The sequence below is a fragment of the Streptomyces physcomitrii genome, from assembly GCF_012273655.1.
GTDB classification, from domain to species: Bacteria; Actinomycetota; Actinomycetes; order Streptomycetales; family Streptomycetaceae; genus Streptomyces; species Streptomyces physcomitrii.
This window is the reverse complement of sequence record NZ_JAAWWP010000004.1, coordinates 419,413-433,406: the sequence shown is the minus strand read 5'-3', so window position 1 is coordinate 433,406 and position 13,994 is coordinate 419,413. Positions and strand designations below refer to the sequence as shown.

14 protein-coding genes are annotated in these 13,994 nt (G+C 73.0%); 6 read left to right on the top strand and 8 right to left on the bottom strand.

Annotated features, from left to right (window positions below):
• Positions 1 to 301: 301 nt before the first annotated feature.
• On the bottom strand, positions 302 to 1,711 hold the full coding sequence (gene glnA, locus HFV08_RS09750; RefSeq protein WP_040254221.1) for a type I glutamate--ammonia ligase: 1,410 nt from the start codon (positions 1,709 to 1,711) through the stop codon (positions 302 to 304).
• Positions 1,712 to 1,994: 283 nt separating this feature from the next.
• Between glnA and HFV08_RS09745 the strand changes: the two genes are divergently transcribed.
• On the top strand, positions 1,995 to 2,462 hold the full coding sequence (locus tag HFV08_RS09745; protein ID WP_040254223.1) for an RDD family protein: 468 nt from the start codon (positions 1,995 to 1,997) through the stop codon (positions 2,460 to 2,462).
• A gap of 390 nt (positions 2,463 to 2,852) precedes the next feature.
• On the opposite strand, the gene HFV08_RS09740 is transcribed toward HFV08_RS09745, so the two are convergent.
• The 4 genes from HFV08_RS09740 to lipB form a co-directional block, all read right to left on the bottom strand.
• Positions 2,853 to 3,551 (bottom strand): DUF4191 domain-containing protein, encoded by a 699-nt coding sequence (locus HFV08_RS09740; protein WP_168537853.1) that lies wholly within the window; start codon positions 3,549 to 3,551, stop codon positions 2,853 to 2,855.
• Positions 3,552 to 3,643: 92 nt separating this feature from the next.
• On the bottom strand, positions 3,644 to 3,847 hold the full coding sequence (locus tag HFV08_RS09735; protein ID WP_168537941.1) for an SCO2195 family GlnR-regulated protein: 204 nt from the start codon (positions 3,845 to 3,847) through the stop codon (positions 3,644 to 3,646).
• Between the two features lie 412 nt (positions 3,848 to 4,259).
• Positions 4,260 to 5,225 (bottom strand): lipoyl synthase, encoded by a 966-nt coding sequence (lipA, locus tag HFV08_RS09730; protein ID WP_168537851.1) that lies wholly within the window; start codon positions 5,223 to 5,225, stop codon positions 4,260 to 4,262.
• Between the two features lie 164 nt (positions 5,226 to 5,389).
• Positions 5,390 to 6,223 (bottom strand): lipoyl(octanoyl) transferase LipB, encoded by an 834-nt coding sequence (lipB, locus tag HFV08_RS09725; protein WP_168537849.1) that lies wholly within the window; start codon positions 6,221 to 6,223, stop codon positions 5,390 to 5,392.
• A 314-nt stretch (positions 6,224 to 6,537) separates the two neighbouring features.
• Between lipB and HFV08_RS09720 the strand changes: the two genes are divergently transcribed.
• Entirely contained in the window at positions 6,538 to 7,977 is a 1,440-nt protein-coding gene (locus HFV08_RS09720; protein WP_040254233.1) for an NsdA family TPR-like regulatory protein, read from the top strand.
• Positions 7,978 to 8,233: 256 nt separating this feature from the next.
• Here the strand turns inward: HFV08_RS09720 and HFV08_RS09715 are convergent, their stop codons facing one another.
• Positions 8,234 to 9,586, bottom strand: a complete 1,353-nt coding sequence (locus HFV08_RS09715; RefSeq protein WP_168537847.1) for an NAD(P)/FAD-dependent oxidoreductase — start codon at positions 9,584 to 9,586, stop codon at positions 8,234 to 8,236.
• Positions 9,587 to 10,110: 524 nt separating this feature from the next.
• Here HFV08_RS09715 and HFV08_RS09710 point away from each other — a divergent pair.
• Positions 10,111 to 10,329 (top strand): hypothetical protein, encoded by a 219-nt coding sequence (locus HFV08_RS09710; RefSeq protein WP_040254237.1) that lies wholly within the window; start codon positions 10,111 to 10,113, stop codon positions 10,327 to 10,329.
• A 170-nt stretch (positions 10,330 to 10,499) separates the two neighbouring features.
• Here the strand turns inward: HFV08_RS09710 and HFV08_RS09705 are convergent, their stop codons facing one another.
• Positions 10,500 to 11,396 (bottom strand): TIGR01777 family oxidoreductase, encoded by an 897-nt coding sequence (locus HFV08_RS09705; RefSeq protein ID WP_246341608.1) that lies wholly within the window; start codon positions 11,394 to 11,396, stop codon positions 10,500 to 10,502.
• Positions 11,397 to 11,657: 261 nt separating this feature from the next.
• Here HFV08_RS09705 and HFV08_RS09700 point away from each other — a divergent pair, with 261 nt between their 5' ends.
• On the top strand, positions 11,658 to 12,110 hold the full coding sequence (locus HFV08_RS09700; RefSeq protein ID WP_168537843.1) for a tyrosinase family oxidase copper chaperone: 453 nt from the start codon (positions 11,658 to 11,660) through the stop codon (positions 12,108 to 12,110).
• A 28-nt stretch (positions 12,111 to 12,138) separates the two neighbouring features.
• Positions 12,139 to 12,993 carry a tyrosinase MelC2 gene (gene melC2, locus HFV08_RS09695; protein ID WP_168537841.1) on the top strand — a complete coding sequence of 285 codons (855 nt, stop codon included), beginning with the start codon at positions 12,139 to 12,141 and terminating at the stop codon, positions 12,991 to 12,993.
• A gap of 57 nt (positions 12,994 to 13,050) precedes the next feature.
• Here melC2 and HFV08_RS09690 read toward each other — a convergent pair whose 3' ends face one another.
• Positions 13,051 to 13,569, bottom strand: coding sequence for a DUF4240 domain-containing protein (locus HFV08_RS09690; protein WP_168537939.1), 519 nt, complete (start codon positions 13,567 to 13,569; stop codon positions 13,051 to 13,053).
• Between the two features lie 162 nt (positions 13,570 to 13,731).
• Between HFV08_RS09690 and HFV08_RS09685 the strand changes: the two genes are divergently transcribed.
• Entirely contained in the window at positions 13,732 to 13,923 is a 192-nt protein-coding gene (locus HFV08_RS09685; RefSeq protein WP_040254241.1) for a DUF1059 domain-containing protein, read from the top strand.
• The last annotated feature ends 71 nt before the right edge of the window (positions 13,924 to 13,994 follow it).

Here is a 13,994-nt window from a genome sequence, read left to right as displayed (position 1 = left end):
GGTATGGAGTCGCTGCCTCGAAGTCTACGGGTCGCGCTGCTGCCCCATCCGCGATGTGGAGACAGGGCGCACTGGACACGACGAGAGCGCGGTCACGCGCAAACGAGGGCCGCTACCCCGTAAAAAGGGGTAGCGGCCCTCGTGAACGCTGCTGACGTTACGTCAGCGAACCGGTCAAGCGGTGCACACTTGGTGCACAAGGCAGTGGAAAGCAGGCTGCACCAGTGAGATCCGATGAGAACCATTCTCGCAGGTCACAGGCTATTCTCAGATATTCACCCTGCTCGCCCGGCCCCGCTCTTTAGATGTCGAAATAAAGCTCGAACTCGTGCGGGTGCGGGCGGAGTTGGATCGGGGCGATTTCGTTGGTGCGCTTGTAGTCGATCCAGGTCTCGATGAGGTCGGAGGTGAAGACGCCGCCGGCCTGGAGGTACTCGTTGTCCGCTTCGAGGGCGTCGAGGACCGCCGGGAGGGAGGTCGGGACCTGGGGGACGCCCGCGTGCTCCTCGGGGGCGAGCTCGTAGAGGTCCTTGTCGATCGGCTCAGCGGGCTCGATCTTGTTCTTCACGCCGTCCAGGCCCGCCAGCAGCAGCGCCGAGAAGGCCAGGTACGGGTTGGAGGACGGGTCCGGGGCGCGGAACTCGACGCGCTTGGCCTTCGGGTTCGAGCCGGTGATCGGGATGCGCATCGCGGCCGAGCGGTTGCGCTGCGAGTAGACCAGGTTGACCGGCGCCTCGAAGCCCGGGACCAGGCGGTGGTACGAGTTCACCGTCGGGTTGGTGAAGGCGAGCAGCGAGGGGGCGTGCTTGAGGATGCCGCCGATGTAGAAGCGGGCGGTGTCCGAGAGGCCCGCGTAGCCCTGCTCGTCGTAGAAGAGCGGGGAGCCGCCCTGCCACAGGGACTGGTGGACGTGCATGCCCGAGCCGTTGTCGCCGAAGATCGGCTTCGGCATGAAGGTGGCGGTCTTGCCGTTGCGCCAGGCGACGTTCTTCACGATGTACTTGAAGAGCATCAGGTCGTCGGCGGCGGCGAGCAGGGTGTTGAACTTGTAGTTGATCTCGGCCTGGCCCGCGGTGCCGACCTCGTGGTGCTGGCGCTCGACCTTCAGGCCGGACCTGTCCAGCTCCAGGGAGATCTCGGCGCGCAGGTCGGCGAAGTGGTCGACCGGGGGAGCCGGGAAGTACCCGCCCTTGTAGCGGACCTTGTAGCCGCGGTTGTCCTCGAGCGCACCGGTGTTCCAGGCGCCCGCCTCGGAGTCGATGTGGTAGAAGCTCTCGTTCGCCGCGGTCTGGAAGCGGACCGAGTCGAAGACGTAGAACTCGGCCTCGGGACCGAAGTACGCGGTGTCGGCGATGCCGGTGGAGGCGAGGTAGGCCTCGGCCTTCTTGGCGATGTTGCGCGGGTCGCGGCTGTACTGCTCGCCCGTGATCGGGTCGTGGATGAAGAAGTTGATGTTGAGCGTCTTGTCGCGGCGGAAGGGGTCGACCCGGGCGGTCGACAGGTCCGCGCGCAGCGCCATGTCGGACTCGTGGATGGCCTGGAAGCCGCGGATCGACGAGCCGTCGAACGCCAGCTCGTCGGCCGGGTCGAACGCCTCGGCGGGCACCGTGAAGTGCTGCATCACACCCGGCAGGTCGCAGAAGCGGACGTCGACGAACTTGACGTCCTCGTCCGCGATGAACTTCTTGGCCTCGTCGGCGTTCTGGAACATCCAGCTCCTCCTACCCCGCGCCCGAATCCCGGGGCGGGCGTTGTAGCTCGGTGGTGCGGCCAGTGCGGTGGCACACGCTGGGACCCGACCATAAGGAGGCGGGATTTCTCGAGCATGACCCATTTGTTTCGTCCAAGTTAACCAGCCTGAGGGGTGCGAAGGCGACAGATCGTGGCAAAGGGGAATGGAGGGTGAGGGTCCGGCGCGGGGGCCGGGTGGAGGCGGGGGCGGAGTTCTCCACCCGTCCGGTTCCACCCGAAACCGGAGGCAGTACCGTGGACGGGTGGACAAGAGGCATGCGATCGGATCGTGGCTGTCCGGCCCCCGCGCGGCGGCCGAGGACATGGGTGTCGACTTCGGCTACCGCGGCCAGCAGCTCGGACTCCCCGAGGAGGGACCGGGCTCGGTGGCGCCGCTCGGGCGCCGCTTCGGTGCCCTCCTGGTGGACTGGGGCCTGTGCACGCTGATCGCATACGGTCTGCTGGCGGGTGGTGATCAGCGGGCCACGAGCAACTGGGCGCTGGCCGTCTTCCTCCTCCTGAGCCTGGCGACCGTCGGCACCATCGGCTCCACCCCCGGCAAGCGGCTCTTCCGCCTCCGCGTGATCTCCGAACACGGCGAGCGCCTCGGCTTCGGCCGCGTACTCGTCCGCAGCGTCCTGCTCTGCCTCGCGGTCCCGGCCCTGATCTGGGACCGGGACAGCCGCGGGCTGCACGACAGGTTGGCGCGGGCGGTTCAGGTGCGGATCTGAGCGTCTGAGGAGCCTGCCTGGCGCAGTGCGGCGGCCGTCGCGCGGCACGGCGGTCGCAGCGGTCGGCTGACGCACTGACGTACGCGACGGGGCAGCCAGCCTCTTGACGGTCTGGCGGTCTGGCGGTCCGACGAGCTCGATGCGGCGTGCGTGTCGGCGAATGCGACGCGCGCGCCTACGGGTACGGCCTACGGGTACGTACGTCCGCGTACGCGAGACCACACGCACGGGATGCAGTGCGGGAAACGGGAAAGACGAGAGCGGCCCGGGGGTTCCGGGCCGCTCTTCGGGTCTTCGGGTTCTCTCAGGGGTGCCTGAGGGGCGGTACGGGTGCGGGTGGCTGACGGGCCGCGGGCGGGGTGCCCGGCGGTGCTGCCGACTGTGTTCCGCTCAGCGCATCTTTCCGCCGCGGGGCATCCGCATGCCCTTGGGCATCGGGCCCTTCGGGAGTGGCATGTTGCTCATCAAATCGCCGAGGGCGCGCAGGCGGTCGTTGGTCGCGGTGACCTGGGGGCCGGTGAGGGTGCGCGGGAGCTTGAGCATGGTGGTGCGGACCTTCTTGAGGGGGACCTGGCCCTCGCCCTCGCCGACCACGATGTCGTGCACCGGCACATCCGCGACGATGCGGGCCATCCGCTTCTTCTCGGCGGCGAGGAGGCCCTTGAGGCGGTTGGGGTTGCCCTCGGCGACCAGCACGATGCCCGCCTTGCCGACCGCGCGGTGCACGACGTCCTGGCTGCGGTTCATCGCCACCGCGGGGGTGGTGGTCCAGCCGCGGCCGACGTTGTCCAGGACCGCGGCGGCGGCGCCGGGCTGGCCCTCCATCTGCCCGAAGGCGGCGCGCTCGGCGCGGCGGCCGAAGACCACGGCCGTCGCGAGCAGGGCCACGAGCAGGCCCGCGATGCCCAGGTAGACGGGATGCCCGATCAGGAATCCGATCGCGAGGAAGACACCCAAGGTGCCGATTCCCACGGCCCCGAGGACCAGGCCGATCTTGGAGTCGGCCCTCCGGGTCATCTTGTACGTCTGGGCGATCTGCTTGAGCCGCCCGGGGGTCGCAGCCTCCGCTGCGGGTTCCTTCCTCGCCATACCTCGGAGTCTACGTGGCCCCGGAGAGGCCGACGACACTCGGGCGGCCCGCACCGGGCCGGGCGGTCCCGAAGGGTCCCGTACGGGGCTTCTCAGGAGGTGCGGGCGGAGACCGCGGCGTCCAGGACGCGCTGGGCCTCGACGCGGTCCTTGGCGCGGCGGCGGTCCTCCAGTACGGAGGTCCAGGCGTTGCGGCGGGCGGTGCGCTGGCCGCCCCCCATCAGGAGCGATTCGACGGCGCGCAGCGCGTCGGTGACGGTCGGGATGGCGTGGGCGCGGACGGGCGCGGCCTGCATGTCGGGGATCCCCTCGGTGGTGGCGGTGGGTGACACGGCGATGAGCCGACGCGGCGGTGACGGAGGGTGCACGCGACGTAGAAGCAGAGTCACTCATTGTTGTTACCAGTGTGTGACCCGGCGGTCAAACGCCAATGAAGCCTGAAAAGCGGGCGGTTCGCCCAGGTGGAGGGGTGGGGGAGCGGGCGGTGGTCGTCCCAGCTGCGGCGATGCGCGCGGCCGGTCGGGTGGCGTGACTACTGAGCGGTAGCTTCTTGTGCTCGGTTTCACACGAGCCGAGGCCCGGACAGACGCGTGCCCGGCGGCCTCAACGGGCGCGCCGGGCACGGCAATTGGTCCTGAGGGCGGAGTCGGGGCGCCGGTCGCTTCCGCGCGCTGCGCCCCTCGGTCCGACCCTGCGATCGGCTCTCGGTCAGACCGCCTGCGAGGCCACGTACGAGCCCCGCTTCTCCACGGCCATCTGGTAGAGGCGGCCCGCGCGGTACGAGGAGCGGACCAGCGGGCCCGACATGACGCCGGAGAAGCCGATCTGCTCGGCCTCGTCCTTCAGCTCGACGAACTCCGCGGGCTTCACCCAGCGCTCGACGGGGTGGTGCCGCACGCTCGGGCGCAGGTACTGGGTGATGGTGATCAGCTCGCAGCCGGCCTCGTGCAGCTGGCGCAGCGCCTCGCTGATCTCGGCGCGCTCCTCGCCCATGCCGAGGATCAGGTTCGACTTGGTGACCAGGCCGTACTCGCGGGCCTTGGTGATCACGTCGAGGGAGCGCTCGTAGCGGAAGCCGGGGCGGATGCGCTTGAAGATGCGCGGGACGGTCTCGACATTGTGGGCGAAGACCTCGGGGCGGGAGGAGAAGACCTCGGCCAGCTGCTCGGGCACCGCGTTGAAGTCGGGGGCCAGCAGCTCCACCTTGGTGCGGCCGCTCGCGCGCTCCGCGGTCTGGGCGTGGATCTGGCGCACCGTCTCCGCGTACAGCCAGGCGCCGCCGTCCTCGAGGTCGTCGCGGGCGACGCCGGTGATGGTGGCGTAGTTCAGGTCCATGGTGACCACGGACTCGCCCACCCGGCGCGGTTCGTCGCGGTCCAGGGCCTCGGGCCTGCCGGTGTCGATCTGGCAGAAGTCGCAGCGCCGGGTGCACTGGTCGCCGCCGATCAGGAAGGTCGCCTCGCGGTCTTCCCAGCACTCGTAGATATTGGGGCAGCCCGCCTCCTGGCAGACCGTGTGCAGGCCCTCGCTCTTCACGAGTTTCTGCATCGCGGTGTACTCGGGGCCCATCTTCGCCCGTGTCTTGATCCACTCGGGCTTGCGCTCGATGGGGGTCTGGCTGTTGCGGACCTCCAGGCGCAGCATCTTGCGTCCGTCGGGTGAGACTGCGGACACTGCGGCTCCCTGTAGCTTCGTGGGCTTCCACGCCGGTTCCCGGCGCCTTGCTCGGCCTGATGTGGCTTGGATTCCTCGGTGCACCCCAAGGGTACGCCCGTGATTATGCGGTCTTCTCACCCGGCCAACCTCTGCCAGCGCGGGTTCATTCCGCCGCCCGTGGCTCAGGGGGCGGTGGTGGCCACCGGATCCGCTCCGGCGGCGGCCCGCAGCGCGGCGGGGTCGAGTACCTCGGCCAGGTGCTTCTCCACCAGTGGCAGGACCTCGGCCAGGGTGATGTCGCGGCCGAGTTCGTTCGCCAGCGAGGTGACGCCCGCGTCGCGGATGCCGCAGGGCACGATCCGGTCGAAGAAGGTGTTGTCCGGGTTCACGTTCAGCGCGAAGCCGTGCATGGTCACGCCCCGCGCCACCCGGATCCCGATGGCGGCCACCTTGCGGTCCTCGCCGCGCTGGCCCGCGTTGGAGGGGGCGTACTCCGGGCCGTTGAGCCGCGGGTTGTACTCGGAGGTGGCGCGGACCGGCCGGTCGAGGCCGGGCGCGAGGTCCAGGGCGAGGCCGCCGGTGCCGGGTCCGGGCGCCGGGGCGGGCCGGGTCTCGCCGAGCACCCACACCCCGCTGCGGCCCTCCACCCGGCTGGTCTGAAGCCCCAGCTCGGTGCAGGTGCGGATGAGCGCCTCCTCCAGGCGGCGCACATGGCCGATGACGTCGCGGGTGTTCGGCAGCCTGGTGATCGGATAGCCCACCAGCTGGCCGGGGCCGTGCCAGGTGATCTTGCCGCCGCGGTCCACGTCGATGACCGGGGTGCCGTCGAAGGGCCGCTCGTCGTCCTTGGTGAGCCTGCCCGCCGTGTAGACGGCCGGGTGCTCGAGGAGGAGGCAGGTGTCCGGTATCTCGTCGGCCGCCCGCAGGGCGTGCACCCGCCGCTGCTCGGCGAGCGCCTCGGGGTAGCCGACGGACTCGGCACCGAAGCCCATCCGGACGAATCGCAGTTCGTTCACCGCAGTGTCCTCTTCCTCGAAACCTCGCCCGCCCCGGTGTACGAAGGAGCGCCCCCGCCACTGTACGACCCGGGCCGCCGCGTCAGAACTCGGGGCATTCCTCACACGAACGGATGAAGAAGGGGCGAAAGTGGCGGGGCGGAAATTGCGCAGCGTTACATTCGCGCCGTTCGCGAGGCCGCGGTGCCGACCGTGCCGCGGCCGCTCCCGGCCCGGTGGTCGCGCCGCGCGCCTCCCACGGATCGACCCGGTCCCGCCGGGCAGGCCCTACTCGTGACACCCCCCGGCCCGGAAGGCAGGAGACCGCACAGCTGATGACGGAACAACCCCCGCAGCGACCGCAGAACCGACGGCTCGCCGCGCTCATCGCCGAGGCCGGATTCTCCAACGCGGGCCTGGCCCGCCGGGTCGCCCAGCTCGGCCTGGAGCACGGACTCGACCTGCGGTACGACAAGACCTCGGTCACCCGCTGGCTGCGCGGACAGCAGCCCCGCGGCACCACCCCGGCCCTGATCGCCGAGGTGTTCACCCGCCGCCTCGGCCGCCGGCTCACCGCCCAGGACCTCGGCCTGGACGCGGGCTCCCCCGTCTACGCGGGCCTGGAGTTCGCGGGCACCCCCGAGGAGGCCGTGGAGATCGTCGGCGGTCTGTGGCGCAAGGACTCCGGCAGCCATGCCGAGCTGCGCAAGATCGCCTTCTCCCCGGCAGGCCTCGTGGTGCCCAGCCGGGACTGGCTGATCGGCCGCCCCGACGACCGGGTGGCCCGCGGCGAGCAGACCCCCCGGGTCCCGGCGCAGGGCAGCAGAGCTCCCGTGCCCCGGCCCCGCGGCGGTCCCGAGCGCGGCCCGGGCCAGCGGGTCACCAGCGGCGACGTGGCCGCCCTGCGCTCCGTCGGCGAGCTCTTCCGCACCCTCGACCACGCCTACGGCGGCGGCCACGCGCGGCAGGCCCTGGTGCGCTACCTGGAGCACGAGGCGGAGCCGATGCTGCGCGGCAGCTACGGCGAGCAGACCGGCCGCCGGCTCTTCGGCGCCGTCGCCGACCTCACCCGCCTCGCGGGCTGGACCTCCTACGACATCGCCGCCCACGGCCTCGCCCAGCGGTACTTCGTCCAGGCCCTGCGGCTCGCCCAGGCGGCGGGCGACCGGGCGTACGGCGCCTACGTACTCGTCACCATGAGCAGGCAGGCGGTCTACCTCGGCCACGGGCGGGAGGCCGTGCAGCTCGCCCGGGTCGCGCAGCAGGGCATCGGGTCCTCGGTGCCGCCGCTGGTCCAGGCCCTGCTGCACGCGGCGGAGGCCCGGGCGCACGGGGTGCTCGGCGAGAGCCGGGCCTGCGCGGCGAGCCTGGTGCGCGCCGAGCACGCGCTGTCCTCGGCCAAGCAGGGCGACGAAGTCCCGTACTGGGCGCGGATGTTCGACGAGGGCCAGCTGGCTGACGAGTTCGCGCACTGCCACCGGGACCTCCAGCAGTTCCGCACCTCCGCGCTGCACGCGGAACGCTCCCTGGACCTGCACGCCCCCGGCTTCGCCCGCAGCCGCCTCTTCTGCCGGGTCGTCCTCGCCTCCGCCCGGCTCGGCCTCGGCGAGCTGGACCAGGCCTGCGCCCTCGGCGCGGAGGCCGCCCACCAGGCCGCCGACATGCGCTCGGTCCGCGCAGTGGAGTACGTCCGGGAGTTCGAACGCAGGCTGGAGCCCTTCCGCGACGCTCCTCCGGTACGGGGATACCGGGACCGGGTGGCGGCGCTGGGCTGAGGCGGGCGGAGGTGCTGCGTCGACGCGGGCGGAGGCGCCGGGCCGAGGCGGCTGCGGTGCCGGGCTCAGGTGGCCGAGGTGCCGGGCTGAAGTGGCCGCGGTGCCGGGCAGACGTGGCCCCACGGCACCGGTTGGGACAGCACCACGGCACCGGGCTGAGGCGGCCCCGGAAGCGGCCACGGCGCCGGGTTGAGGCCCGCCGCGGCGCCGGGCCGCCGTGGTGGCGCGGCCGAACTGCCCGGTGCCCGCGGGCGGTTCAGGCGATCGCGGGCATCGGCTCCTCGGCGGCGACCGGCTGGACGCCCAGGTCGCCAAGGATCGCCCGGGCCGCGCGGCGGCCGGAGTGCAGCGCGCCCTGCACGGTGCCGGTGTCGCGGTGGTCGCCGCAGACGTAGAGCCCCGCGAGCAGCCGTACCGCCCGGCGCAGGTCGTGCGGCGGCGGCATCGCGGGGACGGCGTCGGGGGTGTGGTGCACGGCGAGGAGTTCCCAGCGGGCGGTGGAGGTGCCGTACAGCAGGGCGAGATGCCTGCGTACCGCGGCGTCGAGGTCCTTCGAGGTGCGGTCCGGCGGGGTGCCGAGCACGGTCGAGGAGATCAGCGGGCGGCCCGCCGGGGCGCGGCTGGGGTCGACCTCGCTGACCACCGCGGTGTGCGCCACGGGGCCCCGCCGGTCCGCGTCGAGCAGCAGCGCGGGCCCGGTCGGCGGGGCCGTATCGGCGGTGTGGTGGACCACCGTCAGCGGATGGAAGCCGGGCGTGCGCAGCCCCGGCAGGAGCGCGGCGGCGCTGCGCGCGCCGGTGGCCACCAGGACGCCGCGACAGCGCAGCCGCCCGTGTTCGGCGGTGCCGACCCGGTCCGCCGAGACCGAGGTGACCCGTACCGAGGTCCGTACGGTGCCGGGCGGCAGGGCGGCGGCGAGCAGCCGGGGCAGTTCGGCGGCGCCCCCCTCGGGCAGGCAGAGCGGGCCGCGCGCGAAGGCGTACAGGGCGAGGTCGGCCGCCCGGCTGGAGGTGCCGAGGTCCGGGTCGCCGAGGAGCGCGGCGAGCAGCGGGCGGACGAAGCCCTCGATGGTCTTCGGCGGCAGTCCGCGTGCCCGCAGCGCCTCGGCGGCGGGTGCCTCCGGCCGGGCGAGCAGCTCCGGGACCCCGGTCGCCGCGAGCCGGGCGAGGGCGGCGCCGAGCCGGGCCTGCCCGAGCGGCCCGCCCGCGGGCGAGAAGGCCGCCCCCGGCAGCCGCGGGCGCGGCACCCGGGGCGCGAGGGCGCGCGCGGTGGACAGCGCGCCCCGCCCGCCGCGCACCCCCGCGAAGTCCCCGGCCCGGTGGTGGCGGCCGCCGCTGTGCAGCAGGACCCCCGGCGCGAAGGGGCGCAGCATGAGTTCCGCGAGCGCCGGGTTACGGTGCAGCTCCGGGTACGAGGCGCACAGCAGCTGCCCGAGCCGGTCGAGCCGGAAGCCGTCGAGGAGTTCGGTGGACATCCGCCCGCCCACCTCGGGAGCGGCCTCCAGGACCCGGACCCGTAAGCCCGCGGAGGTCAGCCGGTGGGCGGCGCTGAGTCCGGCCATCCCGGCTCCCACGACGACGACATCCGCACGATCCGACGGCTCTCGCACGTGCCCCTCCCTGACGCCGGGCGGCTGGTGGGAACCTCATGCCCCCAACGGGTCAGCCCGATACCCGGGTCCGGCCATGAGGGTAAGGACAGCCGCCCCGCACCGGGGGTCGCGCACCGACCGGGCACGGTGGCACAGGGGGCTCGCACTGAGGTGCGCGGGGGCGTGTCAATCCTGCTGCGCGCCCCCCTGTGGGGGCGGGGCTCCGAGCCGGTACCGCCGAAATCCGGCCGGTGGCGACGGGGCGTCGGGCCGTGGCGGTCCGACTGCGGGCTGCGGCGTCGGACTCGGGCTGTGGCGAGGCGCACCGGGTCCGGCCAGGGGGCGACGCACTCGACCCCGGTCGCTCCTCGCGAGGTTCCCGCTCGCGGCGCCTCTGGCGCGGTGGACGACCCCGCCCGTGCGAGAGGTGCCCCGCCCGGAAGCCGCTCACTCGTTCGGCGGGGACTGCCTGGTCGTGCCGCCGGACGGGGCGGAGTGTGGGGAGGGTCCTGCACGTCTCCGGCAGCAGCCGAGGAGTCCGCATGATCAAGAAACTGTACGAGCTGGGCCTGCGCAGCGAGCACGCCTACACGGCGGCGGTGGTGTCCGTCGGTCTGTCGTTCCTGTCGTGGGCGGGGTCCATGAAGGGCGAGTCCGCCGGAGTGGACCGCGCCGACCGGTGGGGCATCTTCGTAGGGGAGTGGGCGCCGACGTTCTTCGGTCTGGGCCTCGCCCTGAAGCAGGAGGAGCTGGAGCGGTAGCCGCTCCCGGACAAGCGCGAGGCCCCTGCCTTCCGGCGGGGGCCGTTGTGCGCGTCGCCCGGAGCGGGGGTGGCGGCCGACCGGTCCGGCCCCGGGACCCTCGGTCCAGGGCGAAGGCCGAAGGCCGACAGTCCAGGGCGGGGCCGGCCTGATCCCGCGACCCTCAATCCTCAGTCCAGCGCCGCCCGGATCGCCTCCTCGATGTGCGGGAAGGCGAAGCGGAAGCCGGAGTCGTTGAGCCGGGTGGGCAGGACGCGGGAGCCGCCGAGGACGTCGCCGGCCATCTCGCCGAGGACGAGTCGCAGGGCCGGGGCCGGGGCGGGAAGGAGCGCGGGCCGCCGCAGGACCCGGCTCATCGCCCGGGTGGCCTCGGCGTTGGTCACCGGGTGCGGGGCGGTGAGGTTCACCGGGCCCGTGAGGCTCTCCTCGTCGATGAGGTGGCGCAGGGCCGCGACCTCGTCGTGCAGGGAGATGAAGCTCCAGAACTGGCGGCCGTTGCCCATCCGGCCGCCGAGCCCGGCGCGGAAGAGCGGGATCAGCCGCTGCCAGGCGCCGCCCTCGCGCGAGACCACCAGGCCGGTGCGGGCGAACACGGTCCGTACGCCCGCCTCCGCGGCCGGTGCCGCGGCGCCCTCCCACTCCACGCACAGCTCCGGCAGGAAGCCCTCGCCCGCCGGGGAGTCCTCGTTGACGATGCGGGCGCCGGTGTCCCCGTAGTAGCCGATGGCGCTGCCGTTGACGAGGACCCGGGGGCGTTCGCCGGGGGAGAGCGCGGCGAGGGCCGTGGCCAGGGTGGCGGTGCTGTCCACCCGGCTGTCGTGGATCCGCTGCTTGTACTCCGGCGTCCAGCGGTGGTCGCCCACCCCGGCACCGGCGAGGTTCACCACCGCCTCGCAGCCCGCCAGTCCGGCCGCTTCGAGCCGTCCGGCCGCGGGGTCCCAGCGGACCTCGTTGCCCGCTCTGGGGTCCCGCCTGACCAGCCGGACCACCTCGTGTCCTTCGCTGTTCAGGGAACGTACGAGTGCCGTGCCGATGAGTCCGGACGAGCCGGCGACCGCGATGCGCATGAGGGCATCCTCGCGCATCCGGGCCGCGCGGGGGCCGACTAACAGGCCGTCGCGTACGGCGAGTTCCCGCCCCTTTCCCGGTCGGGGCGGGCGGGGAGCGAGCCCTCGCCGCCACCGGCGGGGCGGGTGACCGGTGTCACGGGCCGGGCGGGTGGCGGGTCCCACGGGCGCGGGGGCCGTCTCCTCATCAAAGCCTCAGGTTCCCCTTTCGATCATGGCATCGCTGACGACGTGTCTGCGAAAGGGATGAGGAACCACCACATGGACGGACATCACGCGGGACGGCACGCCGCCCACCCCAACAGGCGCCGGATGCTGATCGGTTCGGGCCTCGCCCTCGCCGGTCTGGCCGCCGCGACCCCGCCGGCCCTGGCCGCGCTGCCGGAGAACGGACCGGCCGGGCGGGCGGCGCCCGACGGGCCGATGCGCTTCGACGAGGTGTACCGGGGCCGCCGCATCCAGGGCTGGACGGAACCGGTGACCCACCACGGGCCCGGCGGCGACGGGCACCACCGCTCCGGCGGCCACGGCCACGACCGGCACGGCGGCGGCGCGCGGGTCCTCGTCGACGGCAGGGACCTGCACCTCATGCGGAACGCCGACGGCAGCTGGATCAGCGTCGTCAACCACTACCAGACCTACGACGACCTCCGCGCCCTCGCCCGCGGTGCCGTCGACGCGCTCGACGGCGCCGCCCTCATACCGCTCCCTTGACCCCCGCCGAGGACAGGAAAGACGCACCATGCGCAAGAACCAGGCGACGCTGACCGACGCCGAGAAGCAGAACTTCGTCGAGGCCGTACTCGCCCTCAAACGCCGTGGCCGCTACGACCGTTTCGTGCGCACGCACCAGGAGTTCGTGATGAGCGACACCGACGACGGGCCGCGCGTGGCGCACCGCGGCCCGTCCTTCCTGCCCTGGCACCGCCGCTTCCTCCTGGACTTCGAGGAGGAGCTGCGGGGCATCGACGACACGGTCGAACTCCCCTACTGGGACTGGACGATGGACCAGGACCCCGAGGCGGCGCCGTGGACCGGGGACTTCCTCGGCGGCACCGGGCGGGCCGCCGACGGCCAGGTGACGACGGGCCCCTTCGCGCGCGGCGGCGGCCGATGGCGGATCAGCGTCCGGGTCGACTCGCGGGACTTCCTGCGCCGCTCGCTCGGGGCCGGCGGCGGCGTACGGCTGCCGACCCGGGCCGAGCTGGACTCCGTACTGGCCCTGTCCACCTACGACCAGTCCCCCTGGCACAGCCGCGCGGAGGGCTTCCGCAACCAGCTGGAGGGCTGGCGCGGGGTCAATCTGCACAACCGGGTCCACCAGTGGGTGGACGGGCACATGGCGACCGGTGCCTCGCCGAACGACCCGGTCTTCTGGCTGCACCACTGCTTCGTCGACAAGCTCTGGGCCGACTGGCAGCGCCTGCACCCCGACTCCGGCTATCTGCCGCGGCGGCCCACCCGGGATGTCGTCAGCCTGGAGGAGCCGATGCGGCCCTGGGGCGATGTGACCCCCGCGGACATGCTGGACCACACCCGGTTCTACGCCTATGACACCGATGCGGAGACGGGGGCGGGAGGGGGCCCGGGGGCCTGAGCCTCGCCGTCGCGGGACGGGGCCTGCGCCCGGCCCCGCCGACCGGGCCCGGAGGCCTCAGCCACTGAAGCGCTCCCACAGGCGCGGGTAGCGGGCGGCGAGCACCGCGTCGTCCTCGAAGTCGAGGGCGGTGCCCTCCGGCTCCTCGGGGGCGGCCGGGAGTCCGAGGTCGGGGGCGACGGTGCCGGTGAGCTGCTCGTAGGCCTCGTCGGCGGCGTAGCCGAGGTCCTCGCCGTCGCCGTCGGTCTCCTCGTCGAAGGTGTCGAGGAGGTCGGCGAGGGAGTCCGGGTCGTGCAGGGCGCCCTCGAAGACCTCCCGGCCCTGGCCGATGAGCCAGCAGCGGAAGAAGTCGAAGGCGTCGTCGCTCACCCCGTCGAGCAGCACCCAGGCCGCGCCCCACAGATCCCAGCGGTAGGCGCGGTGGTAGCGGGACTCGAAGTGGCGGGCGAAGTCGAGGACGGCGTCCGGGTCCAGGCCGAGCAGCCGGTCGACGAGGAGGTCGGCGTGCTCCTCGGGATCGCCCCCCGCGGCCTCGCGCGTGCGGTCCACGATCTCCCAGAACTCCGTCTCGTCCATCACGGGTCCAGCATCGTGCCTGGCGAGGGGCGGCGCACTCGGAACCGCGCTAGTCATGTGAGCTGCCCGGTGCGGCGGGAGTACACGGCGGCACCCTTTGCGTGAATCAGGCAGGTATAGCCTGAAAAGGGAGGAAGGCCAGTCGAGCCGAAGAGGTGTGTCATGCGGAAAGTAGTGGACTGCCGGGACTTCCCCAGTGAATCGGGATGCACGCTCACCATCTCCGGTGAGGAGGAGGAAGTGGTCCGCGCCGCCACCGAGCACGCCGTCTCCGTGCACCAGCACGCCGACAGCCTCGACCTGCGGCAGCAGATCCGCTCCTCCCTCAAGGACGAGGTCCCCGAGCACGCCTGAGCCGCGGCCCCGACCGGGCCGCGCGCAGGCGGAGGGGCCGCCCCCCTACGGGACGGCCCCTCCGGCGCGGG

Coding starts and splice junctions, on each gene's coding strand:
- HFV08_RS09690 (WP_168537939.1), bottom strand. CDS start 13,569: ATGGACGAGACGGAGTTCTGGGAGATCGTGGACCGCACGCGCGAGGCC.
- HFV08_RS09740 (WP_168537853.1), bottom strand. CDS start 3,551: ATGGCGAGGAAGGAACCCGCAGCGGAGGCTGCGACCCCCGGGCGGCTC.
- glnA (WP_040254221.1), bottom strand. CDS start 1,711: ATGTTCCAGAACGCCGACGAGGCCAAGAAGTTCATCGCGGACGAGGAC.
- HFV08_RS09735 (WP_168537941.1), bottom strand. CDS start 3,847: ATGCAGGCCGCGCCCGTCCGCGCCCACGCCATCCCGACCGTCACCGAC.
- melC2 (WP_168537841.1), top strand. CDS start 12,139: ATGCGCAAGAACCAGGCGACGCTGACCGACGCCGAGAAGCAGAACTTC.
- HFV08_RS09705 (WP_246341608.1), bottom strand. CDS start 11,396: ATGCGCATCGCGGTCGCCGGCTCGTCCGGACTCATCGGCACGGCACTC.
- HFV08_RS09710 (WP_040254237.1), top strand. CDS start 10,111: ATGATCAAGAAACTGTACGAGCTGGGCCTGCGCAGCGAGCACGCCTAC.
- HFV08_RS09720 (WP_040254233.1), top strand. CDS start 6,538: ATGACGGAACAACCCCCGCAGCGACCGCAGAACCGACGGCTCGCCGCG.
- HFV08_RS09685 (WP_040254241.1), top strand. CDS start 13,732: ATGCGGAAAGTAGTGGACTGCCGGGACTTCCCCAGTGAATCGGGATGC.
- HFV08_RS09700 (WP_168537843.1), top strand. CDS start 11,658: ATGGACGGACATCACGCGGGACGGCACGCCGCCCACCCCAACAGGCGC.